Source organism: Paraglaciecola sp., from assembly GCF_051252315.1.
In the GTDB taxonomy this organism is placed as follows: Bacteria; Pseudomonadota; Gammaproteobacteria; order Enterobacterales; family Alteromonadaceae; genus Paraglaciecola.
The window spans coordinates 18031-43061 of the sequence record NZ_JBPOFP010000035.1; the positions used below are offsets into that span (position 1 = coordinate 18031).

25 protein-coding genes and 1 pseudogene are annotated in these 25031 nt (G+C 39.0%); 14 read left to right on the forward strand and 12 right to left on the reverse strand.

Translation table 11 applies throughout. From position 1 onward, the window contains the following. Positions 1-225 precede the first annotated feature (225 nt). From proB to ACSHXM_RS08985, 3 genes are read left to right on the forward strand one after another with little or no spacing between them, the layout of a single operon-like run. Positions 226-1323 (forward strand): glutamate 5-kinase, encoded by a 1098-nt coding sequence (gene proB / locus ACSHXM_RS08975; protein WP_435688419.1) that lies wholly within the window; start codon positions 226-228, stop codon positions 1321-1323. A 44-nt stretch (positions 1324-1367) separates the two neighbouring features. After that, positions 1368-2618: a glutamate-5-semialdehyde dehydrogenase gene (locus ACSHXM_RS08980; protein WP_435688420.1), complete on the forward strand. Its 1251-nt coding sequence runs from the start codon at positions 1368-1370 to the stop codon at positions 2616-2618. Between the two features lie 20 nt (positions 2619-2638). Beyond that, the gene (locus ACSHXM_RS08985; protein WP_435688421.1) at positions 2639-3142 is read left to right on the forward strand and encodes an HAD family hydrolase; all 504 of its coding nucleotides are present in this window, start codon (positions 2639-2641) and stop codon (positions 3140-3142) included. Here ACSHXM_RS08985 and ACSHXM_RS08990 read toward each other — a convergent pair. Beyond that, entirely contained in the window at positions 3139-4287 is a 1149-nt protein-coding gene (locus ACSHXM_RS08990; protein ID WP_435688422.1) for a response regulator, read from the reverse strand. The genes ACSHXM_RS08985 and ACSHXM_RS08990 overlap by 4 nt on opposite strands. Before the next feature lie 189 nt (positions 4288-4476). Further along, complete coding sequence (locus ACSHXM_RS08995) at positions 4477-5946, reverse strand: M20 family peptidase (protein ID WP_435688423.1); 1470 nt, start codon at positions 5944-5946, stop codon at positions 4477-4479. Between the two features lie 74 nt (positions 5947-6020). Between ACSHXM_RS08995 and ACSHXM_RS09000 the strand changes: the two genes are divergently transcribed. The 6 genes from ACSHXM_RS09000 to ACSHXM_RS09025 all read left to right on the forward strand — a co-directional run bounded on the left by ACSHXM_RS09000 (position 6021) and on the right by ACSHXM_RS09025 (position 11142). Beyond that, positions 6021-6923 (forward strand): DMT family transporter, encoded by a 903-nt coding sequence (locus ACSHXM_RS09000; protein WP_435688424.1) that lies wholly within the window; start codon positions 6021-6023, stop codon positions 6921-6923. A 228-nt stretch (positions 6924-7151) separates the two neighbouring features. After that, positions 7152-7652 (forward strand): RNA polymerase sigma factor, encoded by a 501-nt coding sequence (locus tag ACSHXM_RS09005; RefSeq protein WP_435688425.1) that lies wholly within the window; start codon positions 7152-7154, stop codon positions 7650-7652. After that, a complete protein-coding gene (locus ACSHXM_RS09010) occupies positions 7642-8226 on the forward strand; it encodes a hypothetical protein (RefSeq protein ID WP_435688426.1) in 585 nt (194 codons plus the stop codon). The genes ACSHXM_RS09005 and ACSHXM_RS09010 overlap by 11 nt, the downstream gene beginning before the upstream one ends. 127 nt (positions 8227-8353) lie before the next feature. Further along, complete coding sequence (gene can, locus ACSHXM_RS09015) at positions 8354-8959, forward strand: carbonate dehydratase (protein ID WP_435688427.1); 606 nt, start codon at positions 8354-8356, stop codon at positions 8957-8959. 48 nt (positions 8960-9007) lie between these two features. Further along, positions 9008-9787, forward strand: a complete 780-nt coding sequence (locus ACSHXM_RS09020; protein ID WP_435688428.1) for a DUF6090 family protein — start codon at positions 9008-9010, stop codon at positions 9785-9787. Between the two features lie 137 nt (positions 9788-9924). Beyond that, the gene (locus tag ACSHXM_RS09025; RefSeq protein WP_435688429.1) at positions 9925-11142 is read left to right on the forward strand and encodes a multidrug effflux MFS transporter; all 1218 of its coding nucleotides are present in this window, start codon (positions 9925-9927) and stop codon (positions 11140-11142) included. Between the two features lie 22 nt (positions 11143-11164). On the opposite strand, the gene yrfG is transcribed toward ACSHXM_RS09025, so the two are convergent. Beyond that, the gene (yrfG, locus tag ACSHXM_RS09030; RefSeq protein ID WP_435688430.1) at positions 11165-11851 is read right to left on the reverse strand and encodes a GMP/IMP nucleotidase; all 687 of its coding nucleotides are present in this window, start codon (positions 11849-11851) and stop codon (positions 11165-11167) included. Between the two features lie 92 nt (positions 11852-11943). Here yrfG and nudE point away from each other — a divergent pair, with 92 nt between their 5' ends. From nudE to ACSHXM_RS09045, 3 genes are read left to right on the forward strand one after another with little or no spacing between them, the layout of a single operon-like run. Continuing rightward, positions 11944-12504, forward strand: coding sequence for an ADP compounds hydrolase NudE (gene nudE, locus ACSHXM_RS09035; RefSeq protein ID WP_435688431.1), 561 nt, complete (start codon positions 11944-11946; stop codon positions 12502-12504). Between the two features lie 2 nt (positions 12505-12506). Continuing rightward, a complete protein-coding gene (cysQ, locus tag ACSHXM_RS09040) occupies positions 12507-13337 on the forward strand; it encodes a 3'(2'),5'-bisphosphate nucleotidase CysQ (RefSeq protein WP_435688432.1) in 831 nt (276 codons plus the stop codon). 2 nt (positions 13338-13339) lie between these two features. Then, a complete protein-coding gene (locus tag ACSHXM_RS09045; protein WP_435688433.1) occupies positions 13340-13927 on the forward strand; it encodes a YceI family protein in 588 nt (195 codons plus the stop codon). A 94-nt stretch (positions 13928-14021) separates the two neighbouring features. Here ACSHXM_RS09045 and ACSHXM_RS09050 read toward each other — a convergent pair whose 3' ends face one another. The 6 genes from ACSHXM_RS09050 to ACSHXM_RS09075 all read right to left on the reverse strand — a co-directional run bounded on the left by ACSHXM_RS09050 (position 14022) and on the right by ACSHXM_RS09075 (position 21863). Then, positions 14022-14255 (reverse strand): YheU family protein, encoded by a 234-nt coding sequence (locus tag ACSHXM_RS09050; RefSeq protein ID WP_435688434.1) that lies wholly within the window; start codon positions 14253-14255, stop codon positions 14022-14024. Next, on the reverse strand, positions 14255-15307 hold the full coding sequence (locus ACSHXM_RS09055) for a hydrolase (RefSeq protein WP_435688435.1): 1053 nt from the start codon (positions 15305-15307) through the stop codon (positions 14255-14257). Before ACSHXM_RS09055 ends, ACSHXM_RS09050 begins: the two co-directional genes overlap by 1 nt. A gap of 90 nt (positions 15308-15397) precedes the next feature. Beyond that, positions 15398-16693 (reverse strand): two-component system sensor histidine kinase EnvZ, encoded by a 1296-nt coding sequence (gene envZ / locus ACSHXM_RS09060; RefSeq protein ID WP_435688436.1) that lies wholly within the window; start codon positions 16691-16693, stop codon positions 15398-15400. A 31-nt stretch (positions 16694-16724) separates the two neighbouring features. Next, positions 16725-17450, reverse strand: coding sequence for an osmolarity response regulator transcription factor OmpR (ompR, locus tag ACSHXM_RS09065; protein ID WP_435688437.1), 726 nt, complete (start codon positions 17448-17450; stop codon positions 16725-16727). 128 nt (positions 17451-17578) lie between these two features. After that, positions 17579-20716: an efflux RND transporter permease subunit gene (locus tag ACSHXM_RS09070; protein WP_435688438.1), complete on the reverse strand. Its 3138-nt coding sequence runs from the start codon at positions 20714-20716 to the stop codon at positions 17579-17581. A 1-nt stretch (position 20717) separates the two neighbouring features. Beyond that, positions 20718-21863, reverse strand: a complete 1146-nt coding sequence (locus tag ACSHXM_RS09075) for an efflux RND transporter periplasmic adaptor subunit (RefSeq protein ID WP_435688439.1) — start codon at positions 21861-21863, stop codon at positions 20718-20720. Positions 21864-21990: 127 nt separating this feature from the next. On the opposite strand from ACSHXM_RS09075, the gene ACSHXM_RS09080 reads away from it, so the two are divergent. Next, positions 21991-22626, forward strand: a complete 636-nt coding sequence (locus tag ACSHXM_RS09080) for a TetR/AcrR family transcriptional regulator (protein WP_435688440.1) — start codon at positions 21991-21993, stop codon at positions 22624-22626. 35 nt (positions 22627-22661) lie between these two features. On the opposite strand, the gene ACSHXM_RS09085 is transcribed toward ACSHXM_RS09080, so the two are convergent. Further along, entirely contained in the window at positions 22662-23564 is a 903-nt protein-coding gene (locus tag ACSHXM_RS09085; RefSeq protein WP_435688441.1) for a phosphoribulokinase, read from the reverse strand. Between the two features lie 150 nt (positions 23565-23714). Here ACSHXM_RS09085 and ACSHXM_RS09090 point away from each other — a divergent pair, with 150 nt between their 5' ends. Beyond that, positions 23715-24329, forward strand: a complete 615-nt coding sequence (locus ACSHXM_RS09090) for a 3'-5' exonuclease (RefSeq protein WP_435688442.1) — start codon at positions 23715-23717, stop codon at positions 24327-24329. Positions 24330-24470: 141 nt separating this feature from the next. Here the strand turns inward: ACSHXM_RS09090 and ACSHXM_RS09095 are convergent. After that, positions 24471-24614: pseudogene (locus tag ACSHXM_RS09095) on the reverse strand (tyrosine-type recombinase/integrase); the annotation flags it as partial. A 17-nt stretch (positions 24615-24631) separates the two neighbouring features. Then, positions 24632-24841, reverse strand: coding sequence for a phage integrase N-terminal SAM-like domain-containing protein (locus tag ACSHXM_RS09100; protein ID WP_435688443.1), 210 nt, complete (start codon positions 24839-24841; stop codon positions 24632-24634). Positions 24842-25031 lie beyond the last annotated feature (190 nt).

Consider the following 25031-nt stretch of genomic DNA (forward strand, 5'->3'; position numbering starts at 1 on the left):
TTTTTACTGCGAAGTGAATTTTATTGTATTTTTATGAATAGTTTTTGTTTAATTCGCCTTCTTTTAGACGGATTTATGCGGTTTTCGCCGAATAACCTATGTTTTTGCAATAAATGTTTCCATTTGTTGGATTTATTAGGGCAAGGTTCCATAGCTTATAACTACAAAGGCTTGTTAATACTGCTATTTATCGTAATCTAAGGCGCTATACAGATGAGGCTTAACATGACTATATTTAACTGGAAACGTGCGGTGATAAAAGTGGGCAGTAGTTTAATTGCGCCCAGTAATCATCAGTGCAGTACCCAGTATCTAGAGGCAATAGCTAAGTTTATTAGTGATAGCCGGAAACAAGGGAAAGAGGTTATTTTAGTCTCTTCAGGCAGTGTTGCTGCTGGAAGGGGTAAAATTGCCCATAAGCACAAACCTTCTATTGCTGAAAAACAAGCGATGGCAGCGATTGGTCAAACTCAAATGATGGCAAATTGGGCTAGTTTATTTGATTTTGATTGCGCGCAAATATTACTGACATCTGATGATTTACATAACAGAACGCGATATGTGAACATAAAAAACACCTTACGAGAGCTGTTAAAAAACAATTCATTACCCATAGTAAATGAAAACGACACTGTGGCAGTGAACGAACTAAAAGTAGGTGACAACGATAATTTGGCAGCCTACACAGCCTTAGTGGCAGAAGCGGATACTTTGATTATTTGCTCAGACATTGATGGCTTATATGATGCTGATCCCCGTAAAAATCCGACGGCTAAGTTAATGCCAGAGATCAACAATATAGATCAAAGCATTTTTGATTTAGCCGGTGGTGCTGGTAGTGATGTGGGTACCGGAGGCATGCAAACTAAAATTCAAGCGGCCGAAAAATGTGTGAATTCTGGAATTCAAACATTGATAGTCAATGGGCGAGATGCCAGTGCATTTGAAACGTTAGCTAAGGGGCAAATCCCAGGTACTTTGTTTACTCCAAAAACAACCTTAGATAATGCTAGAGATACCTGGTTGCGCCATACCTTAAAAGTACGGGGCACCATTAGCGTAGATTTAGGTGCAAAACAGGCGTTATTGGAAAAGGGCGCGTCTTTACTGCCTAGTGGCATTATTGATGTGCAGGGCCAGTTTGACGCTGGAGAAGCGGTTAATATTTGTTTTGAAGAACAGCCGATAGCAAAGGGGTTAGCGATATTTAATGCCGCTGATTTAACCTCTATAAAAGGTCTTAAAAGTAATCAAATTGAAGCTAAACTAGGTTATGCATCTAGTAAAGAAGTGATACATAGAGACGATTTAGTCTTATTATAAATAGGCTTTTGCCAACATATTTAATTTTTAATTGAGGATATACCATGAGTTTTTCCATCGCCGACGCTGCACAGCAGGCTAAAAAAGCCGCACGCCAAGTAGCTAACTTAAATGCTGAACAAAAGAATCAGTTATTAACAGACATTGCTGAAGCTTTATCTGAAAATACACCCAGCATTTTAGCGGCTAATGAGAAAGATCTTGCTGCAGGAAAAGAAAACAATCTAGATGCAGCTATGTTAGATCGTTTAGCGCTCGACCCAGCACGTATTCAAGGTATTGCTGATGCAGTTATTGAAATTGCAGGTCAATCAGATCCAGTGGGAAATATCTCAAGTATTCAACGTATGCCAAGTGGTATCCAAGTGGGTAAAATGCGTATTCCTTTAGGTGTTATTGCGATGATTTATGAATCTCGCCCTAACGTGACTATCGACGCCGCTGCTTTATGTTTAAAAGCTGGAAATGCTGTGGTTCTGCGTGGAGGTAAAGAAGCGTTACATTCAAACTTGGCTTTGGCTGAATGTATTAAATCCGCTTTAGCTAAACAACAAATTGATCCTGCAGCTGTAGTGGTTATTCCTGATACTGATCGCGCGGTCATGAATGAGTTAATGACACTAAATGATTCAATTGATTTGATTATTCCTAGAGGTGGCGAAGGCCTAATTCGTTTTGTTTCTGAAAATAGCAGAATCCCCGTTATCCAACATTACAAAGGTGTTTGCCATTTGTATGTTGATAGCGCTGCAGATGAAGATAAAGCCTTAAACTTGCTTAAAAATGGTAAAACTCAACGTACGGGAGTGTGTAATTCTCTTGAAACATTAGTGGTACATCAAGATGTTGCTAAGAACTTTTTACCAAAAGCGGCTGCTATGTTGGCCGAGCACAGTACTGTGGTACATGCTTGTGAAAACAGTATTGGGTATTTCGCTGATGCAACACCTGCTACAGAAGATGATTGGCATGCAGAATATTTGGCGATGGAAATTGCAGTTAGAGTGGTTGCTGATTTTGATGAGGCCATTGAACATATTGAAGAGTATGGCTCAGGGCATACAGAAGTGATTGCCAGCCAAGATTATTCCAAAACTCAGGAATTTATACGCCGAATTAACTCTGCTGTAGTGATGGCCAATGCTTCTTCACGTTTTTCAGACGGTGGTCAGTTAGGTTTGGGTGCTGAAATTGGTATATCGACTAGTAAGTTACATGCCTACGGGCCTATGGGAGCTGAATCACTAACAACAGAAAAATTCATCGTGATGGGAGATGGCGAAGTTCGTCAATAACCCTGCATGATATTTATCTGATGGATATCAAACACTTCCTGTTTGATTGGGGCGACACCTTAATGGTAGATCTTCCTAACCAAACAGGTCCTATGTGTGATTGGCCTGAAATCCAAGTGGTGGATGGCGCTTTAGATTGTTTAATTAGATTAAACAAAACCAGTCAATGCCACTTAGCGACTAACGCTGAAGACTCCACAGAAATTCAAATTCGCCAAGCGTTGCAAAGAGCGGGATTAAGCCAGTACATTCAACATATATTTTGTCGTGAAAATTTAGGTGTAGGTAAAACTGAGCCTGAATATTATGCCAAGATAGTGAATAAGCTGAATACACCCGCCAAGCAAATTATGATTACAGGCGACTCGTTGGATAAAGATGTTTATCCAGCTTTAAGTGCAGGGCTTAATGCGACTTGGTTTAACCCAAGTCAAGATATTCAAATAATTGGAAATTCAACTATGATTCAGGGTCATCAAAACATAGTTGAAATTCATGAGTTTTCGGATTTAGACGGGCTTTAAAACAGCTCTAAATCTGTGTTTGACGAGGTCGTTTCTTCTTCTTGTTTAGTGTCTTCTATAATTTCTAATACTTGGTTGGACAATAAACACAGCTGCTCTTGTATATCGAGCAACACTTGTTCGACACTCATCATACGTTGCCCACTTTTTTCAAATAAATCGTGGAAAAATGTTTCTTGTATTTCAGTTAATTCTAAACTGTGAAAGCTGCTCGCCATAGTACCCATCATGTCGGTTACGACAGAAGAAATTAACTGATTATGGGTGGTGACACTGGTTTGGACATTACCAATTGTAGTACTAAGTTTATCTGTAACTAAGCTCAAACCTGCCTGCCTTTTCAGGTCAATAACCTTGGCTTCTAATCCTTCGATTATTGCTGCAACAATATCTCGAACTTCGCCCGCCTCTGCTTCATCTTTTGGCATGTTTTTGATTAAGAATGAGGCATGAGCGTCATTAACTAATAATCGATTGCCAAAAGCATATAACCTCCCTGCATCCTTTAGAGCCACAAATAACTTTCGTTCAATTGGGTTTATCTGATTATCAGAAGGCGCATTGAAGTAACAATATTCGTCTGTTCTTAAAACCAGACAAGCCTTTAGATCCCAAAACTCCATCGCTTCAAAAAATAAATTAGCAACTTGTTCTGGAGTGCTGCTATGAAAAAGGTTTTTAAAAAAGTTCATGATATAGCCATAGTGAGACGCTTGTTTCATAGAGGTCATGGCTAATGATTGGGTGTCCTGGGCGTCATTGATTAGCGTATTTCGCTCTTCAATTAATGCGCCAAAACTTGTCATTTTGGTAACGAGTTCAGTATTTGAAAAGGGTTTAGCAATAAAATCATGGCCACCAGCGTTGTAGGCTTTAATTTTGGTGGTCGTATCATTCTTCTCTGATATAAAAATGATGACGACTTTTTTACCGCAATTTAATGTTGAAAAGTTTTCGTAAGAAGAAGTGCAGTCCATATCGGGCAAGTTGATATCAATTAATATGATGTCGGGTTTGTATTCGTTAGCTTGTTTAATAGTGTCTTGGTTAAGATCTGTGGTTAAACAGTCAAATTGTGACGCTAATGCTGACTGCACGTTGTTTCGAGTCTCGAGACTATTATCAACTACCAATATTTTTTGCATGAACTTCCCTATCAAACCTAAACTTTAATCTAAGTTAGTCTATTTTGGCGTTTATTCCAATCATTTATCCGCAATTTTAGGGTAATTCACCGATTTTTTGCGGTAAGTATAATTGCCCTAAGGTTTTGGTTATATTACTAAGTGCCAAATTAATAGGGCCCTAGAGACTTTTTACCATTCAGCTCTAAGTTAGTTAATTGGTGGCAAAGCCGATTGCTCGATTAAGGCATGGTAAAACTGTATTGATCGCAGGTAGTCGTCTACTGAAATTTGTTCGTTGATACCGTGGAACTGTTTCAGTGTTTCAGAATTTAGCGTGACCATCATAAAACGATATATGTTGTCCGACAGGCCATGGAAATGTCTGGCATCTGTGGCACCTATCATTAAGTAAGGGGCGACTAAAATATTGTCGTCTATGCGCCTAATAGTTGATTCGATTAGGTTAAAACCATAACTATCAGCAGGTGAAACCGCAGACGCTTCATTTGCCAGTTCAGCGGTAATTTCAACTTGTGGGTTATCTATGACTTTTTCTAAATGTGCACGAATACTGTCTTGTGTGTCTCCCGGTAATATCCGAAAATTTACCACTGCACTGGCCACTGTGGGTAATACATTTGATTTGGTACTACCTTGCAACATAGTCACTGCAGTAGTGGTTCGGGCGCTTGCTGCGGTACTAGGTTTAGCGGTAAGTACTTGCATGACGATAGGCTCTAAAATCCACAAATTAGCCAGCGGTATACGCAAAGATAGGTCGGTTGCGTAACCAATACGTTTAAACATCAATTCAAAAAAGTCGAATTTAGCGGCAAAGGGATTGTTTTCAACTTGCACTATGGCTTGTGCCAAAATTCCCGCCGCTGTATGTGGCGGAGGTTGTGATGAATGACCGCCCTCTCCTTTAACGGTTAGACGAAAATTAACAAAGCCTTTTTCGGCCACACCAATTAGAGCAACTTGTTGCGATACGCCCGGTACTAAACCATCTGCAATAATACCCCCTTCATCCATTACAAATTCAAATTGGGTATTTTGTTGTTTGAAATGTTTAGCTATTGCTATGGCACCTTTGCCTCCTACTTCTTCATCGTGGCCAAAGGCAAAATAAATACTACGTTTGGGTTGTTTACCTTGAGATAAATATAACTCCATCGCTTCCATCAAGGCTATCACGCTGACTTTGTCATCTATGGCTCCTCTGCCCCATATTGTGCCGTCAACTAGTTTTCCTGAAAACGGGTCATGTAACCATTTGTCTTTTGAAGCAGGATCAATTGGCACTACGTCCATATGGCCCATAAATAGAGCCGGTTTCAATTGTTTGTTTGTGCCTTCTAAGTGGTACAGTAAACTAAAGTCTTCAAACTTAGTGATTTGTGTTTTTTGATGGGTCAGCGGAAAGTTAGTTGCTAAAAATTGATGAAAAGATTCAAAGGCGGCCAAGTCAATTTTACTTAAATCGTCATAAGAAACGGTTGGAATTTGTATTGCTTGGCTAAATCGTTGGATAGCCTGGTCTTGATCAATATTAATCGCTGGAATAGGAGTTGATACTTGGTACTGATGGTTCTCGAATACCGAATAAGTGCGATAGGCGACTACTGAAATGAGTAAAATGATGATGATGGCGATTGAGAGCAATATTTTTTTCATCGAGAGACTACTTAGTTTCTAATTTAAAGATAAACTTAAGTGCAGTATAACCTTTCATTAAGAGGATTAAACCTTTGTCTAGTCCCTTGCTATTTTTAGTCGTTGTTCTCATTTGGGGATCCACTTGGCTCGCTATTACCTTTCAATTTGGAGAGGTAGATCCGGTATTATCCGTGGCTTATCGATTTTTTGCTGCTTCTTTTATTTTGTTTTGTTACTGCAAATTCAAAAAGTTATCTTTAAGTTTACCTACCCATATCCATGTGAAAATGGTTTTTGTTGGTTTGTGTTTATACACAATGGACTATTCATTGTTGTACCAAAGTCAGCAATACATTATTAGTGCTATTGTGGCGTTAATGAGCTCTGGAATGGTGTACATCAATGTATTATTACGTCGAGTATTATTAAAAAAGCCGATTCGATTTGAAGTCATGGTAGGGGCGACTTTAGGCATGATTGGTATAGGTTTAATCTTTTTACCGGAGTTCTCAAAAGTAACGGCCAATGACTATTTAGTTTTAGGGATTAGTTTTGCTTTAGGTTCATTCTTTTTTGCATCTTTAGGTAATGTGATTTCTGAACGGATTTTAGATCATGGCACGCCTGTTATTCAGATGAATTTTTGGGCTATGAGTTATGGCGTAGTCTTTCTATTTATTGCGGTTTTGTTTAGTGGTGTTGAGTTTGTGATCCCATCCAATCCTAACTATTACCTTTCAATGTTTTACCTTACGGTTTTTGGCTCGGTCATAGCGTTTGGGGCTTATATGCAATTAGTTAAACAAATGGGCTCAGATAAGGTCGCTTATGTTGTTTTGGTGTACCCCATAGTTGCACTCATTTTGTCCACCATATTTGAAGGGTATGAATGGCATACGGAAGCATTTGTTGGCGTAGCAATAGTGCTAATCGGTAATGGCATTGCTATGGGAAAAATACCTTTAAAGCGCAAGACGGATATTAAATCCGGTTAAATCCGACTAACCACGGGCTCTGTCGGACTCAAATAATTTATCATCAACTTTCGTACGAATAGTAGATGAACTGATAGTAATAATAAGTACATTTTTTTGCTCTCAATTAAGTATTCATTCTAATAGTCTTTGTTTGTGAATATTTATTACATGGAATTTGTAATAAAAAAAAATTTGCTCAGACTAATACAAAAAACATTCAACTGATGTGATAAGAAGTACCTAAACTTGAGTCGTGAATTTTTACAAATTATGGATGAACACGCTGCTTTGCTCGGTCGAGTAGCCGCGACCTATGAGGCCAACTTTCATTTACGCCAAGAGTTGTTGCAAGAAATCACTTTAGCTGTTTGGCAGTCGTTGGAAAAATTTAAAGCGCAAAGCAGTATTAAAACTTACATTTTAAAAGTGGCTCACAATAAAGCCGTAACGCATGTCACTTACCAAGCAAAGCTACCTCGCAATGATAGTTATTGTGAAGTCCATGAACCGGCAGCTAATAGTGAAAAAAGCGCGGAAATTCAGGTACAGCAACAGCAAAAAATTGAGACCTTACTAGAAGAAATTCGCCATATGCCTATACAAAGTAGACAAATCGTCACCATGTCCATGGAGGGGTTAAGTTATACCGATATAGCAGAGGCGTCAGGTGTCACTAAATCTAATGTGGGTGTGATCCTAAATCGAACAAGAGCTGCGTTAATGGAGCGAGTCAATCATGACGAATAACATCGACCCTTTAAATCAACTTTGGCAACAACAAAGTGTAGAAAAACCTGATGTGTTAGTGACCAAAAAACAATGGAAAAACACGCAATTAAAGCATCGAATGTATGCGCTGTTAGACATACTTAGTTTAGTTTTGCCTTTTGGCTTTGTTCTATTTTATGCGGACAAATTGGATAGTTTTACGCGCATATTATTAATCTGTGTTTTTGCACTATGTGTGCCTTTTGTGGCTTATCTTATTTGGTTAAGGCGGTTTGCCATTGGTTGGTCTAGTTCAGACACTGAGCAACATATACAAAAATTGCGTAAACAAATTACCAATAATATAAAAATTGCTTTTGTGACTAAACATTCAGTTTGGCCCTCGACACTCATGCCTGTTGTGCATTTGGGAGGGCTGTATTATTTAAATATTTTACCTCTTGAGAAGATTATGGCGAAAGCACCCTATTCAATTGCCATATTAGTAGTCGTGTTACCTATAGTTTGGATTTGGGCAAATAAACGACAAAATCGATTTATTAACGATCTCGCAAAATTAAATCAACTCTTAGATACGGGTTCAATTAAATAGCCACACATAATTTATGGTTGAAAGCCAGACTAGGCTCAGTATCCTAGCCATTAGTTAATCCTACTGGAGGTTGGATTTGTTGTGGCAGAAGGACGCTTTATACTTGCCGCTCTAGCTAAGAGGTCTTATGAAACAAATTTCTCAACTACTTGAAAACAATAAAAACTGGTCTGAATCCACTAAAGAAACCGATCCTGAATTTTTTAACCGTTTGTCTGAAAGACAAAGCCCTGAATATTTGTGGATAGGGTGTTCTGATAGTCGTGTACCGGCGAATCAAATTGTAGGTTTAATTCCTGGTGATATTTTTGTGCACAGAAATGTTGCAAACCTAGTTGTTCATACAGATTTTAACTGTTTGTCTGTACTGCAATATGCCGTGGATGTATTAAAAGTCAAACATGTCATAGTATGTGGCCACTATGGTTGTGGCGGTGTTGATGCTGCGTTAGGTGATCAACAGTTTGGTTTAATTGATAACTGGTTAGGTCATATTAAAGATCTCGCTTATAAACATAGAGAAGAGTTAGCAGGCTTAAATGACCATGATAAATCTGCTCGAATGTGTGAATTAAATGTAATGGAACAAGCCGAAAACGTGCGTCGTAGCAATATTATTAAAGACGCGACCAATCGTGGACAATCTGTGAAAATCCATAGTTGGATATACAGTTTACGAAATGGCCGAATCAAAGATTTGGCAAACCCTGAAAATCACGTCCAAACAAATTAAGTGTTTTATCGTTTTTATTGGATGAGTTGAATCATTTAAGAGTAACTTATGCTGCTACGAAGTGTTACCAAACATGTAAAAGAGCAAAATTGGTTTGCCGTATTTATAGATTTGGCAATTGTAGTTGTTGGTGTGTTTATTGGTATTCAAGTTTCAAATTGGAATCAGACATTAGCCGGCGAGCATCAGGCTAAAGTTTTACTTAATCGACTCAGCGCTGATGTAAAGAACGATCAAGACGCATTAAAATCTGAGTTAGATTACCAAGTTGTTGTCAGAAAATACGCAATCAATGCGATTAATGCATTAAATGGTGATAGCTCTGTAAATGATGAACAATTTGTTATTGGCGCTTATCAGGCTAGCCAAATTAATGGTGCTTGGACTAATCGTGCCACCTATAATGAAATGCTTAGCACTGGGCAAATCAATTTAATTAAAAGTGACCATTTGAAAGGTTTGATTTTTGGTTATTACTCTACTGATTTTAATGATTTGCCACAAATAAAAGATTTTGCACCCTACCGCGAGTTTATTAGAGGCTTAATACCCATTACCATACAAGATGCAATAAGAGAAAACTGTGGTGACATTGTTATTGAGGTTGCTAAGACTTTTTCGAATAAATTGCCTGAAAGTTGTGATTTAGATATACCTAATGGGGAGATGGGTGACGCTGCGAAACTATTACGTATGCAACCTGACATGTTAGCTAAATTGCAATATCAGGTAGCGGTTTACGATACTCAAGTATTTACGATTAGTAATTTTGTAGATGAAAGCCAAAAGTTAATGAATGCCCTGAAAACCTTTCAGAAACAACTTTAACGTTCAAGTGCACCATAAAACTTCTCTTTGTGATATCTGGTTAAAGTTGAAATAATTAATCTGAATTTAAATAAAAAATAAAAGCACTATTATTAGGGAGTGGTAAAATTCCGCGCTTTCATTTTTTAGGTAAACTCATGTCTCAGGCTCATCAATCTTCGTCTAAACAAACTAAATCAGATATTGGTTTAGTGGAGTTTGTGGCGCTTATGGCGTTGATGACTTCAATTGTGGCGCTAAGTATTGATGCCATGTTGCCTGCCCTGCATCAAATTGGTCTAGATTTAGGTGTATCTGACCCGCAACAAACCCATTTAATCGTTTCATTATTCTTTTTGGGTATGGCTTTTGGGCAGTTGTATTATGGCCCGCTTTCTGACGATAAAGGTCGACGTTATGCCATATTGCATGGGCTCATTATCTTTGCATTAGGCACGTTAGTTTGCATGTTTTCAGACACCTTACAGATGATGCTCATCGGCCGCGTTATTCAAGCTTTTGGTGTTTCTGGTCCTAGAATAGCTACGTTAGCAGTCATCCGTGATAAGTATGAAGGTGAAGCCATGGCACGGGTCATGTCTTTTATCATGATGATATTTATTCTTGTGCCTATGTTAGCGCCGAGCTTTGGTCAAGCTGTGTTAATTTGGTTGTCTTGGCAGCACATATTTTCTTCTTTTTTAATCATTGGTTTGATTATTGGGATTTGGTTTTTTACCCGCCAACCAGAAACCTTACCTAAACACCTGAGAACACCATTTAGTTGGGCAAAGTTATGGGAGTCTAGTCGGTATATTTTGACCCATAAACTGGTGATGTTTTACACCATATCTTCGGGCATTATTTTTGGTGCCTTCTTAGCTTATATCAGCGCTTCGCAAACCGTTTTTCAACAGATTTACGATACCGGCGAAATGTTCCCTATGTATTTTGCATTGTTGTCGTTTTCGATTGGGGTCGCCTCATTTACCAACGGTACATTAGTGATGCGTTTAGGAATGCGAACCTTGTGTACTTGGGCCATGATAGGTTGGATGGTATTTTCGGTTGTTTTGGCTATTTTGTGTTTGCACTATAATGGTATTCCACCATTGTGGCAGTTGGTCACGACTTTGTTTGCCGCTTTCTTTTGTATTGGCATTTTGTTTGGCAATATTAATTCAATGGCTATGCAACCATTAGGAAAAATGGCCGGACTTGGTGCCGCAATTATTGGTTCGTTAAGCAGTTTGTTTTCGGTGCCAACCGCCGTTTTTGTAGGTAGTTATATCGATCAAACCATTACCCCAATTGCATTTGGATTTGTTGGTTTTGGCGCTGTGGCATTTGTTCTTTATTGGTACGCCGAGAAATAACTCACTCTAGAGTTCGGGGTAGTTAGCCAACTCTGTAAGGCTGAGTCATAATATCATCGATTAAATACCGGTAATCTTGTACTGATGGAAAGTGATTAATTTCTCTTGTGGGTTGCTGGCTATCTGGATTACTTACAGCCAACAAATGTTGGATACCAAACTCCTTAGCTGCCTCTAAAATTCCTAGACTGTCGTCTACAAATAAAGTGTGTTTCGGATCAAAGTTCAATTTTGCTTGTAGTTTCTGCCATAGTAGCTGTGATTCTTTGGTTACGCTAAATTCATGGGTCGAAATTAATAAATCAATGTGTTCGTCTAGCTGGGTATGTTCCACTTTAAGAGATAAGCTATCTGGGTGGGCGTTGGTCACTAAAATGACTTCTCTCCCTGAATCCTTAAGCGCATCTAAAAAAGGGATGGTGTCGTCACGCATTTTAATTAGATGTTCAACTTCTCGTTTCGCTTCAACAATATCCATGTTGAGTTTGTCTGCCCAAAAATCTAAACAGTACCAACTTAAGGTACCTGTTACTTTTTCATACTCTGCTTTAATAAATGTGGTGGCTTCTTGTATCGATATACCGTTTTGTTTAGCCAATTTCTGCGGAACATGGTGTAACCAAAAGTGATTATCAAAATGTAAATCCAGCAATGTGCCATCCATATCCAGTAAAACAGTATTAATTTCTTTCCAAGCGAGCGTTGACAAGTGGCGTGTCCTTTATTTAACAGGTATATTTAAATACACTGATTTTTAAGTAATTTATAACCAATAGCTGCCTATATTAACGTGAATTATTGATGAGCAACATAAACAAAAGTAAAACACTTCCACAAATTCATAATCGTAATGTGGTGGCAAAAAGTGGCTTGTTTAAAATTGAGCAACTTGATTTAGAATTCTCGAATGGTGAAAAGCGTGTCTTCGAAAGAATGGCTGGCAGTGGCCGAGGTGCTGTGATGATAGTGCCTTTTATCAACGACCATGAATTTTTGTTAGTGAGAGAGTATGCAGCAGGCACACATACCTACGAACTGGGCTTCCCCAAAGGGTTAATTGACCCAGGTGAAACGCCCGACATAGCGGCTAATCGAGAGCTAAAAGAAGAAGTGGGTTATGGTGCTCACCTTTTACATCCATTGCATAATTTGAGTATGGCTCCGGCATTTTTTGATTCAAAAATGGCCATTTTTATTGCACAAGACTTATATCCGGAAGTGTTAGCAGGAGATGAGCCAGAGCCACTAGATGTTATTAAGTGGTCAATGAACGACCTTGATGCTTTATTGGCACGAGAGGATTTTATCGAAGCGAGATGTATCGCAGCTTTGTTATTAGTTGAAAAATGGAAAAAGAGGTAATAATGCCAACTGAAAACGCACAAGAATTATTACAAATAGCCAAAGATGCAGCTGTTGAAGCAGGCAAGGTCGTCTTTGATTTATATAATGAAGGCGATTTTACTAGTTATCAAAAAGACGATGATTCACCCGTCACATCCGCTGATTATAAATCAAATGAAATCATCATGGATATATTGCAAAAGCAAACCCCAGACATTCCTATTATGTCTGAAGAGTCTGATTGTGGCCCTCTCGAAAACCGCAAACATTGGCAGCGTTACTGGTTGTTAGACCCAATTGATGGCACTCAAGAATTTGTTGCTCGCAGTGGTGATTTTGCAGTTAACATTGCTTTAGTTGAAAATAACGAGCCAGTAATGGGCGTGATATATTGGCCTGCAGGGGAAACATTATATTATGCATTGAAAGGCCATGGTGCTCACAAAGAAAGCCCTTCTGACTCTAAACAAATTCATGTTAGACCTTTCAAAGATACCGAAAAAGACGTGATCATGATTGCCATTAGTCGCAGGCAAGCCCGAGAAAAAGTGATGAACTGTATGGACACTGAAAGAGTTTATCAAACCTTACCGTTAGGCAGCTGTTCGTTAAAAGCGTGTTTTATTGCTGAAGGAAAAGCAGATGTATTTATACGCTTTGGGGTTACCGGTGAATGGGATACAGGTGCATCACAATGCATAGTCTCAGAAGCTGGTGGTTCAATTTTGGCCCATGATTTTAGTCCATTAACTTACAATCAAAGAGAAGAATTAACTAACCCAGACTTTATTGTGATGGGTGATAAAAATGTTGACTGGACGTCTATTGTTAAATATCAGGAAAGTAAATAAAAATGAAAAAAACATCTCCTATTTTACTCGTTAGTTTGTTTGCGAGCGGACTAATATCAGCATCTGCTATAGCTAATTGGAGTTTGCAGAATGAGCAATCTAGTGTGCATTTTGTTTCTACTAAAAAACAACACGTAAGCGAAATTCATCATTTCAAACAGCTTTCAGCCAAACTTACAAAAAGTGGGCAGTTTGACTTGTCTATTGATTTGGCTTCAGTTGAAACCGGCATTGATATTCGTAATACCCGCATGCGTGAACAGCTGTTTAAAGTAGGCACGTTTCCAAGTGCAAACATTAGCGCCAAGTTACCAACCGAAGTGATGAAACTTGAAAATGGTCAGTCACAACAAGTGAAACTAACAGCTAGTTTGAGCTTAATGAAAATCACCAAACCACTAAATTTGAATATACAGGTGACTAAAACCCAAGGTGGGGAATTTGTTGCTACCAGTATCCAGCCCATATTAATTTCAGCGGCTGATTTTGGATTGAAACAAGGGGTAGAAACCTTACAGAAATTAGCGGGTTTACCCAGTATTGGATTAACGGTACCCGTGTCTTTTAATTTATTACTTACTTCTGACTAGAAGCTTAGATTATTTATCCTGAACTCGGGATAAGGAGTGTTCAGTTTATTTAAAGTGCCGCAACAGCGGCATTTTATAAGAGTTGGGCAGAGTGTTAGTATTCTTCTTGCGTGGCTGCGAGTTGGTCTTTAGGTACGATATTGACTGATTCGTGAAGCTCCGAATAGACCAACAAAGCCTCGCCTCGTTTTAGTTGCTGTAAAACTTGATCTACTTTGTCAGCTAAATCACAATCTACGCTGCCGTACTCGGTGCCTTCACGTAATACAAATCCTTCAATTATATTCATAAGCGTGTCTGTGGCTATTTCTGATACAGGAATAATCATTACTGGTTTGTCGCTTTGTTTGTGGTATTGAACTCGTCAAAAAAAGCATTCAAAAAACGATTGGCTCTTTGGTGCATCCAAATTTTAGGTCGCCAAGGTGTACCTTGTAAAAAACCTACGTGACCTCCTTTTTCACTGACTTCCAAGCCAACACTAGGTGACAGTTCATTGGCATTAGGCACAATAGTTTCGTGCATAAAGGGATCATCTTTAGCGTGAACCACTAAAGTAGGTGTGCTGATGTTTTGCAAAAAATTGGCGGAGCTACATTTTTTATAATAATCTGCTGCGTCTTCATAACCATGGAGTGGTGCAGTGATATGTTGGTCAAATTCTCTGAAACTTTTGAATTGTTTGATTTGAGTTTCGTTAACCTTGAGTAGGTTTTTATAATCAATGGAACGCATCTTTAATAGTAGATTATTAATCATGCTTTTTAATAAATACCCTTGATAAATGCGTGAAAATCCTTGGTTAATGTTGGTTGAACAAACATCGAGTTGAAAGGGGACTGATATGGCCATAGCCGCTTGTAATATTTTTTGTTTGGGTTGCTCGCTGAGTAATTTTAACAACATATTCGCGCCCAATGAAAAACCTATGGCGGCCTTGCGAGTTTCTGGAAATTGTTTTTCTAGCCAGTTTAAAAAGTACCAAGCATCTTCGGTTTCACCTGAGTGATAAGCTCTTGGCTTAAGGTTCGCTTCGCCACCGCATCCTCTAAAATGCATGAGAACCACGGCATAACCTTGTCTAACTAAATTGGCAGCCATGTCATTAGTATAGTGGGACCGAATTGAACCTTCTAAGCCATGAAATAACGTAATTAAACCATTTGAACTTTTAATGTCGCCAGCCCAAATTAAATTAACAAAATCACCATCAGGTAACTGTAGCTTTTCTTTGCGGTAATTGAGCTTGGCTCTTTTTTGCAGGAACCGGGGAAAAATAGTTTGTAGATGCCGATTTTTAGCCCACCACGGCGGAACAAAGTCACTTTCGACAATTTCGCCATAACGAACGGCTTGAGTGGGGTTGGGATCAGTAAACATTAACAATAATTAGTACAGTAAATATTTTAGTAGAATACACTTTTTGCTGACATTCGTCGCTGAGGAATTATTTGCAGATAAATTCAGGAATTAAGTCTGATAGCTGATAGTGACCTTTGCCACTAAACCACCTTCAGTATGGTTACTAAGTGATACTGTCCCTGAATGTAAACTTACAATGCGTTTAATGATGGCTAGACCAAGTCCCGACCCCAAACTTCCACGGGCTTTATCACCTTGGGTGAAAGGTTCGAACAAAGCTTCAATTTTGTCTTCTGGTATACCTGGGCCAAAATCTCGAATAGAGAAACTCACTTGTCTATGTTTTTTATCATGGGTAGAGGTAATTTGGATGTGTTCTCCACCATAACGAAAAGCGTTTTCAATTAAGTTTTCCAGAACACGTCTTAAGGCCACTCTACGAATTAGAATCAGTGGTAAAGGATTAAGGTCTAATTCAATCTGGTGATTTTCTTCTATGTTACGGGCATTGACCGCATCATTGATTAAATCATTAATATCCCCTTGTTCTAGGGTCTCTTGTTGGTCTTGGCGAACATAATTTATGAATTGATCGATTATTTCGTTCATATCTTCTATGTCATGCACAATACCGTCTTTAATCCAGTCTTGATCATCAGGTAACATTTCCGAAGCTAATCGAATACGAGTTAAAGGAGTGCGTAAATCGTGAGATATACCTGCCGTTAATAATGCCCGATCTTTTTCTAGTTGTTTGATACCTTTAGACATTTGATTAAAAGCACCCGTAACAGCTATTAGTTCGCTAGAGCCTTCTTCATTCAAAGGTTTAGGTACTTGCCCTTTACCTACACTAATCGCAGCTACTTCCAGGGCTTTTAATGGGCGGTTAATACGCCTTACAAAAATTAAACTGCCGCCTACACTCAAAATACCTATCATTAACAAATACACTAAGTGAGGGGAGCCATCGCCTTGGCTAAGGCCAACTATGGGAATAGTGATCCAAATGGATGGATCTTGAGGTGGTTTAATCCAATATAAGTAGGGTTCGCCGTGAGTGATTTTGACCTGGGCTTCTCCTCCCAAGTTATAAGACATTTGTTTAGACCAAGATTGATAAGGCACCGCTTGGTCAAGGCCATTCGCTGAAGCCTCTGAGTCAGTTAAGACTTGCATTCCGGTCGTTTTAAAAATTCTTAAGTCAATCTGAGGATCGTCACCATGTAAACCTTCATCGAAAGCCAGTTTAATTTGATTGGCTAGTAAATTATTAATTTGTTGCACGTTAGGGCTAACAAAATAATAGGTAACCGATACAAGTGATACCACTTGGTTGATAAACAACAAAATGCCTATTAATAAGACGGTTTGACCAAAACTGCTTTTAGGTAAAATTCTCACACTAATGTAATACTTTTTAAATGGCTAAAACTTAAGATGCACTTTCACCATCGGGCACAAATACGTAACCCAAACCCCATACCGTTTGAATGTACCTAGGATTAGTTTGATCTTCTTCTAACATGCGTCTTAGACGTGAAACTTGCACATCGATACTGCGTTCTAAGGCGCTATAGTCACGACCTCTCGCTAAGTTCATTAGTTTGTCACGTGATAAGGGTTCTCTTGGGTGAGTCACGAGTGACTTAAGCACAGCAAATTCACCGCTGGTTAACGTCATAGGTTCACCGTCAGATAACATTTCTCTGGTACCTAGGTTTAATGAATATTTACCGAATTCTACGACTTGTTCTTCTTGGGAAGGGGCTCCTGGCGCTTCTATGGTTTTACGACGTAATACGGCTTTGACTCGTGCTAATAATTCTCGAGGGTTAAATGGTTTAGGTAAGTAATCGTCTGCACCCATTTCTAGGCCTATGATGCGATCTACTTCATCCCCTTTAGCCGTTAACATCACAATTGGAATATCATTTTCTTTTTGGCGTAGTCTTCTGCAGATTGATAAACCATCTTCGCCAGGTAACATCAAATCTAAAACGATCAAATGAAAGTTTTCACGTTCTAAATATCGATCCATTTGTTCGGAATTGGCAGCGGCTCTAACTTGAAAACCTTGTTCAACTAAATAGCGTTCCAATAAGCTACGTAGTCGCATGTCATCATCAACAACCAAAATTTTTGTAGTTTCTTGTCCCATACCAATACCTCAAATGTGCTTTAACTTCTATTTGAACACTATAAGTGAAAGCTAATCAATTCAAAAGTATACTGTGTATAACTCGAACTTTGCTTTGTTACAAAATTTGTCATTGTTATCAGGCGTTTTTAAGCAGAGGCTTTTCTGCCTGCTCTAATGGCGAGCCTACCTGCAATGATGGGGGTAAATAACAAAGATAGAATAACTGAAAAGCCCACCCCTCCTGCTAACACAACCGCCAATGGTGGCCAGAAAGATCCTTCACTAAATAATAACAAGGGAATAAATCCGCCTAGTGTTGTGAAGGTGGTAGATAAAATGTGTCGACTGCAACTCATGGTTTCGTTGACGATTTCATCTATATCACCATTTTTAGCTTTGGTATTTCCATTAATGGCGGCAATCACAACGATAGAACCATTGATCGCAACACCGATTAACCCAGCAGAACCTAACAATGGATTAAAACCAATCGGTAGGCCAGATAACCATAAACTTAGAAAACCCAAACCTACAGACAGTATAGCGACTGAGCCTATTAAGCCTGCTAGCTTTACGCTTTTAAAGGTCAAAATTAACGTGGTTAACATTAATACTAACAACACGGGTAAATAGGTAATTAAAGAGCCCATGGCTTTTTGTTGCTCATCAGCATCTCCCGCCATTTTTATTCGGTACCCTTTAGGAAGTTCAAAGCCCTGTTCTTGGAGCTTTTTTTGCACCGCAATACTGGCATCAACAGCAGTGGCATTGGGTAACAAAAATGCTTCTACGATATTGACCCTTTCTCCGTTCTTTCGAGTGATACTGGCAATACTTGAGTTTAAGGAGAACTCGCCAAGAGCTGAAACAGGTATTGTCGCTGGGTTATTGCCAAGGTTTGCGCTGAGCAAAGGTAAGGTTTCGATTTGTGAAATACTTGAGCGTTGAGTTTGATCTGCTCGTATCCTGACAGGCAACTCTTCAGTGCCTTCTAATACCGAACCTCCTGTTGCTCCGTCTAAGTATGTTTGTAATTGCCCCGCAATGGCATTGAGTGAAAGGCCACTGAGTGACGATACGTTTCGACTGGCATTTAATACTAATTCAGACTCACCCATAGTAATTGACGCTATAGATTGAGTGACGCCAGGAACTTGAGACATAGCGAGTCTGACTTGCTCACCTAATTGGTTAATGACGTTTAAGTCTGGGCCATAAATTTCAACACCAATTGGAGCTGATATTGGTGGGCCTTGACCAAAGGGCCTAACCACAATTTTTGCTTGTGGGAAATGCTCGTCTAACTCGTTTTGTAAGGTTCCAATTAATTCAGAGGCTTGATTAACCGTTGATGTTTTCACCACCGCATTGGCGTAGTGTGGGCTATTATCGCGACTCATGACTTGGTTATAGTAAATAGACGGGGTCGAGCCCCCCACCAACCAAGTAATTTGTGTGACTTGTGTATGTTGTTTAATGCGCTGATCCATTTGTAACGCTAACTTTTGACTCTGGCTAATCGAGGAGCCATCGGGCAACCATACATGTAATGCAAATTGATTTCGGTCTGCACTCGGGAAAAACACGTTACCAAGTTGAGAGGATAAACCAAAGCCAGCAATGGGCAGAGCAATAGCTACTATGAGTGCATACACAGGTTTTTTCATATTGTAGGTAATAAAACTGCGATACCAGTTAGACATAATAGGCACTTGGATCCCACTTTTGTGCCATGCAGGTGAAGGCGTATTTTTAATTGGTCTAGGCAGATATTTAGCCGCTAACGAAGCGATTATGGTTAAAGAAATAAACAAAGAGCCAATGAGTGCCATAACCACGCTAATAGCGATTGAGCCAATAAAATCACCTATATTTCCAGGAAGCAGGAATATAGGCATAAACCCTAATATAGTGGTTAACGTAGACGCTAAAAGTGGACTAAATAAATGCCTCAGTGCTTTCACCAAGGCGTCGAGTCTAGAGAGTGTTTCATCCAGTAAATTAGCGCGAATTTCGTCTGTAATCACAATTGCATTATCAATTAATAAACCTATCGCGATAATGATCCCAAATATCGACATCTGATGAATTTGTTCATCAAAAAAACTTAGGCTAAATAGGGTGAAGGCAGCACTTAATGGAAGGGATAATCCGACTATCCAAGCTGAGCGAGCCCCCATAAATAAAAACACCACAGCCATGACGACTAAGCAGCCCAATAACAGATTTTCAGTTAATGCTAATAACCTAGATTCTGTATATTGGTTTTGCTCAAATATAATTTCGGCCACAGTTGAGCCTTGATAAAGCTGATTGAACCGCTCAATTGTCGCTTTGGCGTCTTTTGTCCAAGTGTCTGAACGCAGTCTGGGTTGCATTCTTGCTGCAATAAATACACTTTGCTCTCCTGCAACATAGGCCAACTCTTTTTGTGGATCTTTCCCTCCTCGGCTTATTGTTGCTACATCGGCCAATCGCAGAAATTGGCTATCCCTAGACACTCTAAGTGGAATGTTACGTATGATATCTAAGCTAGTTAATTCTTGGGCAACTTGAATGCGGATGTTTTGTGTGTCTGTATGCAACACACCAGCCGGCACTTTAGGATCTGCAGCTGAAATTAACTGACTGACTTGGCTGATGGTTAATCCAGTACGGGCTAATTTTTGTGGATCGATTTTAACGACTATTTCTTCTGATAGTTTTCCAAAAATGCGCACAATTTCAGTGCCAGCTACATTACGTAAGCGATCTGCTACCTCTTCACTCATTCGGGATAATATTGAAAATGGTGTAGGCTCTCCCTTTGGTGATTTCATGGCGACGAGTAAGGTAAAAGACGTGGCGCCTCTTTGTTCGTCTAAAACAGGTACACCAGCGCCCATAGGGAATTTTTGTTGTGCAGCTGACAGTCGGTCACGCATTTTCGAAAAAATTTGTTCATTGACTGTATTGTCTACCCAATCTTGCAATTCAATATTCAGGATTGAAATGCCGGCTCTAGAAGTGGATTTGAGCTCTTTGATTTCGAATAATTGTCTTAACTCATCTTCAATCACATCGCTGACTAAGGCCTCTACCCTTTCAGCAGAAGCGCCGGGATAAGGCGTTATGACTAATACATTTCTGGTGTCGATGCGTGGATCTTCGAGTCGTGGTAAAGATGACAAGGCCGATAAACCTGCAACCAATAAAATAATGATACTCAGTGCTAACAAGTAACCATTGTTGAAAAAGGCGCTAAACCAAGGGCTGTTTGTGGAAGTGTGAGAAGGTGTCGACATGTTATTGGCTGCTTGTGGTGTTTGAAGCAACGGCTTGAACTAATTGTCCCGGGACTAACCTATGGCCACCACTAACAACTAACCAGTCACTTGGAGCAATGTTGCCCCTTACAAATACTTTGTTTTTTTCGGCATACAAAATTTCAACAGACTTCGAATTAACCGTGTGTTGGCCTGTTGAAGGCACCACAAATATTGTCCACAGTCCGCGAATACCGCTGGTTAAAGCTTGTTTATCAACCCAAACGCCGGCTTCAGGTGTATTTTGACTATATTCAAAAGCCACTAAGTCACCCGACAACAAAGGCAAGTTGTGTGGGATTTCTATGTTAAAAATAACGTCTATGGTGCGAGTATCACGTTTACGCTGTTTCGCGATTGATTTTATTTTGCCGGTTAATGCTTGATCTGAGTAATACAAAGTATGAATTTGTCCAACTTGCAATGCAAAAGCTTGGTCTTGAGGCATGCCAATTCGTACTTCAAATGTATTTTCGTGTTGAACGCTGAATACTGTTTGGCCAACCGCAACAACAGAACCTCTGTCTATAGGCCTAGAAACAACAATTGAGTTTTCACTAGCGTAAAGAGAAGATTTTTCGACCTCTAGTTGCAATGAAGATTTCTTAGCTTGAATTTCTTTGACCAAAGCTGCTGCTGATGACGTTAACTCTGTGACTTCATCCAGTTTTTGTTGTGACTCTAGGTTTTTTGCTACGAGTTCTGTTACTCGTTTTAGCGATAATTTAGCTAACCGTAAATCAGCTTGGGTGCGAGCCAACGAGGCGTTAATTTCTGCTTTTGACGCTTCAAGCCTGCTAATGTCCAATTTAGCTAATAACATATTGGGTGTTAACACATCACCTTCATCAACAAATACATCAATGACTTTGCCACTTAACTCAAATCCCAAATTACTCTGTGTACTGGACTCTACTTGACCATAAACCATCTTTTTTTGCTGGTGGCTCGTTTCTAAAACAGAGGGTTGCACAAATACTTTGTGTATTTTAGCTTGAGTTGGCGCTTGAGTTACTTGCCCAGATCCAGCCGCTATCATAAGAAATATCACAGCACAAAAAGGTACCGCTAAGATGACAAAAATAGTCAATTTTTTAGAGGTAATAGAATTAAACTTGCTACTCATTATTTTGAGCCTTCATAATAATATTTTGGTAAAAGCACACTAAGTGCTAATTTGTAGAGATAAATAGACTAGTATATAAATACTAGACCGTCTAGTATGATAATTAAATAAATTATAAAGAGCAAAAGTGGAAAATCAAAAAATAAAGGCTGGTCGACCTAAAAGTGAAGAAAAACGTACCAATATTTTGTTAGCAGCGACTAAGTCATTTTTAGAGTTTGGCTATAGTCAAACGTCTATGAATCTAGTGGCGAATGAAGCTCAGGTATCAAAACAAACGGTTTATTCTCACTTTAGTAATAAAGACGCTTTGTTCTCAGCTGTGATTGAATTTAAATGTGCGGAATACCAGTTAGACAAATCACATCTCCAACAGGGGAATTTTGCACTTAAAGAAATAATGTTGGGAATTGGTGAGCAGTTCAGTAGTTTGATGCAAGATCCACAAGTAACGGCTATGTATAGAGTATTAATTGGTGAGGTGAATGCTAACCCTCATGTTGCTGAGCTTTTTTATGAAGCAGGCCCTCAATATGCAATTAATGCTTTAGGTGCATTTATTGAAAATGATCCCGCTTATAAATTATCTCAGGATGAAGCTAGATACTGGGCATGTGCATTTTTTAATTTGTTAAAAGGTGATTCCCACATGCGTAGTTTATTGGGGCTACCGTTTAAGATGAGTAAACAAGAACAAATTGATGAAGTTAAAAAAGTAACGGATATTATTTTAAGTATGTTGCACAAGTACAAACAACAATAACGATTAATTAAAAACCGCCGTACAGACGAGGTTAATTATTCCTCGCTGACCCAATCCATTTGAAATCCAGCCCGACGTTTTTTATCTAATAACTCTTCAAGAAGTGGGCTTAAAATTAATTCCATGGCTAAGCCCATTTTTCCTCCGGGTACCACTATGGTGTTAATCCGAGACATAAATGCGCCGTCTATCATTTTTAATAAATAGGGATAATCGACGGTTTTCATTTCTCTTCGAAAACGTACAACAACAAAGCTTTCATCTTGGCTTGGAATTTCACGTGCACTAAATGGGTTAGAGGTGTCTACGGTAGGCACTCGCTGAAAGTTTACGTGGGTGCGTGAAAATTGCGGGGTAATGAATTTAAAGTAGTCGTCTAAGCTTCGTACAATACTACTCATTACCGCTTCTCGAGAGTGCCCTCTGTCTGTTGTATCTCGTACTATTTTTTGGATCCACTCCAAGTTTACTATGGGTACCATGCCTACCAGTAAATCAACGTGTTTGGCCACGTCTACTTCGTCGTTGGTTACGCCTCCATGTAAACCTTCATAAAACAGCACATCTGTATTTTCGGGTAAGTCCTGCCAAGGAGTAAAAGTACCTGGCATTTGATTGAACGGCACTGCTTCGTCGAAGGTGTGTAAATATTGTCTATGTTTACCCATACCGGTTTCACCGTATTCAGTAAACAATGACTCCAACATTTCAAAGTCATTGGCTTTAGGGCCAAAATAACTAATATGCCTACCTTGCTCTTGGGCTTTGCGGATTTCGACTTCCATTTCAGGTCGAGTGAAACGATGAAAGCTATCTCCCGCCACTACCGCAGCATTTACAGACAAATTACGAAAGATATGCCTAATGGCATTTGTTGTCATAGTTGTGCCGGCACCGGATGAACCGGTAATGGCTATAATAGGATGTTTAACAGACATTCAACACACTTTGTCGAGAAATGAAGGTCATTTATAAGCAAGCTTTGTCCTAGGGTCAAGAATAAGTGTGAGTTAACTTAGATTATTTGACTTTAAATCAGCAATGGGCATTAATTAAACAACCTATTTTGTTTTCGAGTTGTATTTGAGATGCCGCAAACTTTAGTTATTTTTGATACAGAATTTACTGCTTGGCAGGGCTCTAAAGAGCGAAATTGGTCAGAAGTTTGGGAACATAGAGAAGTCATTCAAATTGCAGCTATTAAAGTACGATTAGATCTCACAGAACTAGACATCACATCTAGCTTTAACTGTTTAGTTAAACCTAAAGTGAATAACATTTTGAGTGACTACATCATAGAATTAACGGGCATTGAACAACACGTATTAGATGAAATGGGTGTCGATTTTCCAGCAGTCTTACAACAATTTTACCAGTTTACCGAACAAGGCTCCTTGCCATGTTTTTCATGGGGCAATGACATTAATATATTAACTGATAACTGTCTCTTAAATGGTATTGATATGCCTGACTTCAAAAAAGGTTTTCATAATTTACATGCCATGATCCGTAAACAAAACCTAGATGGTAGCCATTTATGTAGTGGTGAATTAGCTAACCATTTAGGGTTAAGTTTTGATGGCCATGTACACAATGCTTTATACGACGTGCGAAGCATCGCTTTGGCCCTTAACCATTGGATGAAACAAGGTGTATTGGCTGAAAACACGTTTCAACCAGTTAAAAACGTTTATCAAAACTAATACAGGTAAGCCTGTTACTCACCGTAATTTGGATAACGGCGTCCTTGCCGTTACTTTAAAAAAAACTCAAAAGCATGAATTCGATAATTTATCAGACTATTTAGCCAGAACTCTGGATAAGAAGGGGTCATGTTGTTTACGTTAGCTTTCAAGCATTAAATCTACTGGGCTAATTGTGCCCGCTCTGCGATTACCAACCACATGGGTGTATATTTCTGTTGTGCGTAAATCAGAATGGCCAAGTAACTCTTGAAGTGTTCGAATATCATTGCCGGCTTGTAGTAATTTAACTTCGTCTTTTGTCATAACAACAGGTAACTCAGATTGCCTTTTAGAACGAGAAAAATGTAGGTTTCAACCTCATTATCGCCCATTGAGGCTGGATGTCGTTTTTGGTGATAATGAATAAATGACGTGCTCCATTTTAAATAAGATTCAATCGTTTTTAGTGAGAATCGTCTGATTAACATGTAGTCATTTATGTACTGTAAATATGGATATTTAGTTTTCATTACACTTACCAAATGCGTGCTGTTTTTATGTACAGCTCTATCCGCTTTCCTTACTAGTCAAGAAAAGAGGAAAGTTTCTTTTAAAAGTTATTTTTATAAAGAACCATTAGGGGTATTTATTTAATGCTGGTAAGTAATTAGGGCATTTGATACAACTATGTAAATTCAGAAATAGGGGAAAGTCGTTGGA

Bases quoted from the DNA above. Each gene is read 5' to 3' on its own strand.
- proB (WP_435688419.1), top strand. From the start codon at position 226: ATGACTATATTTAACTGGAAACGTGCGGTGATAAAAGTGGGCAGTAGT.
- ACSHXM_RS08980 (WP_435688420.1), top strand. From the start codon at position 1,368: ATGAGTTTTTCCATCGCCGACGCTGCACAGCAGGCTAAAAAAGCCGCA.
- ACSHXM_RS08985 (WP_435688421.1), top strand. From the start codon at position 2,639: ATGGATATCAAACACTTCCTGTTTGATTGGGGCGACACCTTAATGGTA.
- ACSHXM_RS08990 (WP_435688422.1), bottom strand. From the start codon at position 4,287: ATGCAAAAAATATTGGTAGTTGATAATAGTCTCGAGACTCGAAACAAC.
- ACSHXM_RS08995 (WP_435688423.1), bottom strand. From the start codon at position 5,946: ATGAAAAAAATATTGCTCTCAATCGCCATCATCATCATTTTACTCATT.
- ACSHXM_RS09010 (WP_435688426.1), top strand. From the start codon at position 7,642: ATGACGAATAACATCGACCCTTTAAATCAACTTTGGCAACAACAAAGT.
- can (WP_435688427.1), top strand. From the start codon at position 8,354: ATGAAACAAATTTCTCAACTACTTGAAAACAATAAAAACTGGTCTGAA.
- ACSHXM_RS09020 (WP_435688428.1), top strand. From the start codon at position 9,008: ATGCTGCTACGAAGTGTTACCAAACATGTAAAAGAGCAAAATTGGTTT.
- ACSHXM_RS09025 (WP_435688429.1), top strand. From the start codon at position 9,925: ATGTCTCAGGCTCATCAATCTTCGTCTAAACAAACTAAATCAGATATT.
- nudE (WP_435688431.1), top strand. From the start codon at position 11,944: ATGAGCAACATAAACAAAAGTAAAACACTTCCACAAATTCATAATCGT.
- cysQ (WP_435688432.1), top strand. From the start codon at position 12,507: ATGCCAACTGAAAACGCACAAGAATTATTACAAATAGCCAAAGATGCA.
- ACSHXM_RS09045 (WP_435688433.1), top strand. From the start codon at position 13,340: ATGAAAAAAACATCTCCTATTTTACTCGTTAGTTTGTTTGCGAGCGGA.
- ACSHXM_RS09050 (WP_435688434.1), bottom strand. From the start codon at position 14,255: ATGATTATTCCTGTATCAGAAATAGCCACAGACACGCTTATGAATATA.
- ACSHXM_RS09055 (WP_435688435.1), bottom strand. From the start codon at position 15,307: ATGTTTACTGATCCCAACCCCACTCAAGCCGTTCGTTATGGCGAAATT.
- ompR (WP_435688437.1), bottom strand. From the start codon at position 17,450: ATGGGACAAGAAACTACAAAAATTTTGGTTGTTGATGATGACATGCGA.
- ACSHXM_RS09070 (WP_435688438.1), bottom strand. From the start codon at position 20,716: ATGTCGACACCTTCTCACACTTCCACAAACAGCCCTTGGTTTAGCGCC.
- ACSHXM_RS09075 (WP_435688439.1), bottom strand. From the start codon at position 21,863: ATGAGTAGCAAGTTTAATTCTATTACCTCTAAAAAATTGACTATTTTT.
- ACSHXM_RS09085 (WP_435688441.1), bottom strand. From the start codon at position 23,564: ATGTCTGTTAAACATCCTATTATAGCCATTACCGGTTCATCCGGTGCC.
- ACSHXM_RS09090 (WP_435688442.1), top strand. From the start codon at position 23,715: ATGCCGCAAACTTTAGTTATTTTTGATACAGAATTTACTGCTTGGCAG.
- ACSHXM_RS09100 (WP_435688443.1), bottom strand. From the start codon at position 24,841: ATGAAAACTAAATATCCATATTTACAGTACATAAATGACTACATGTTA.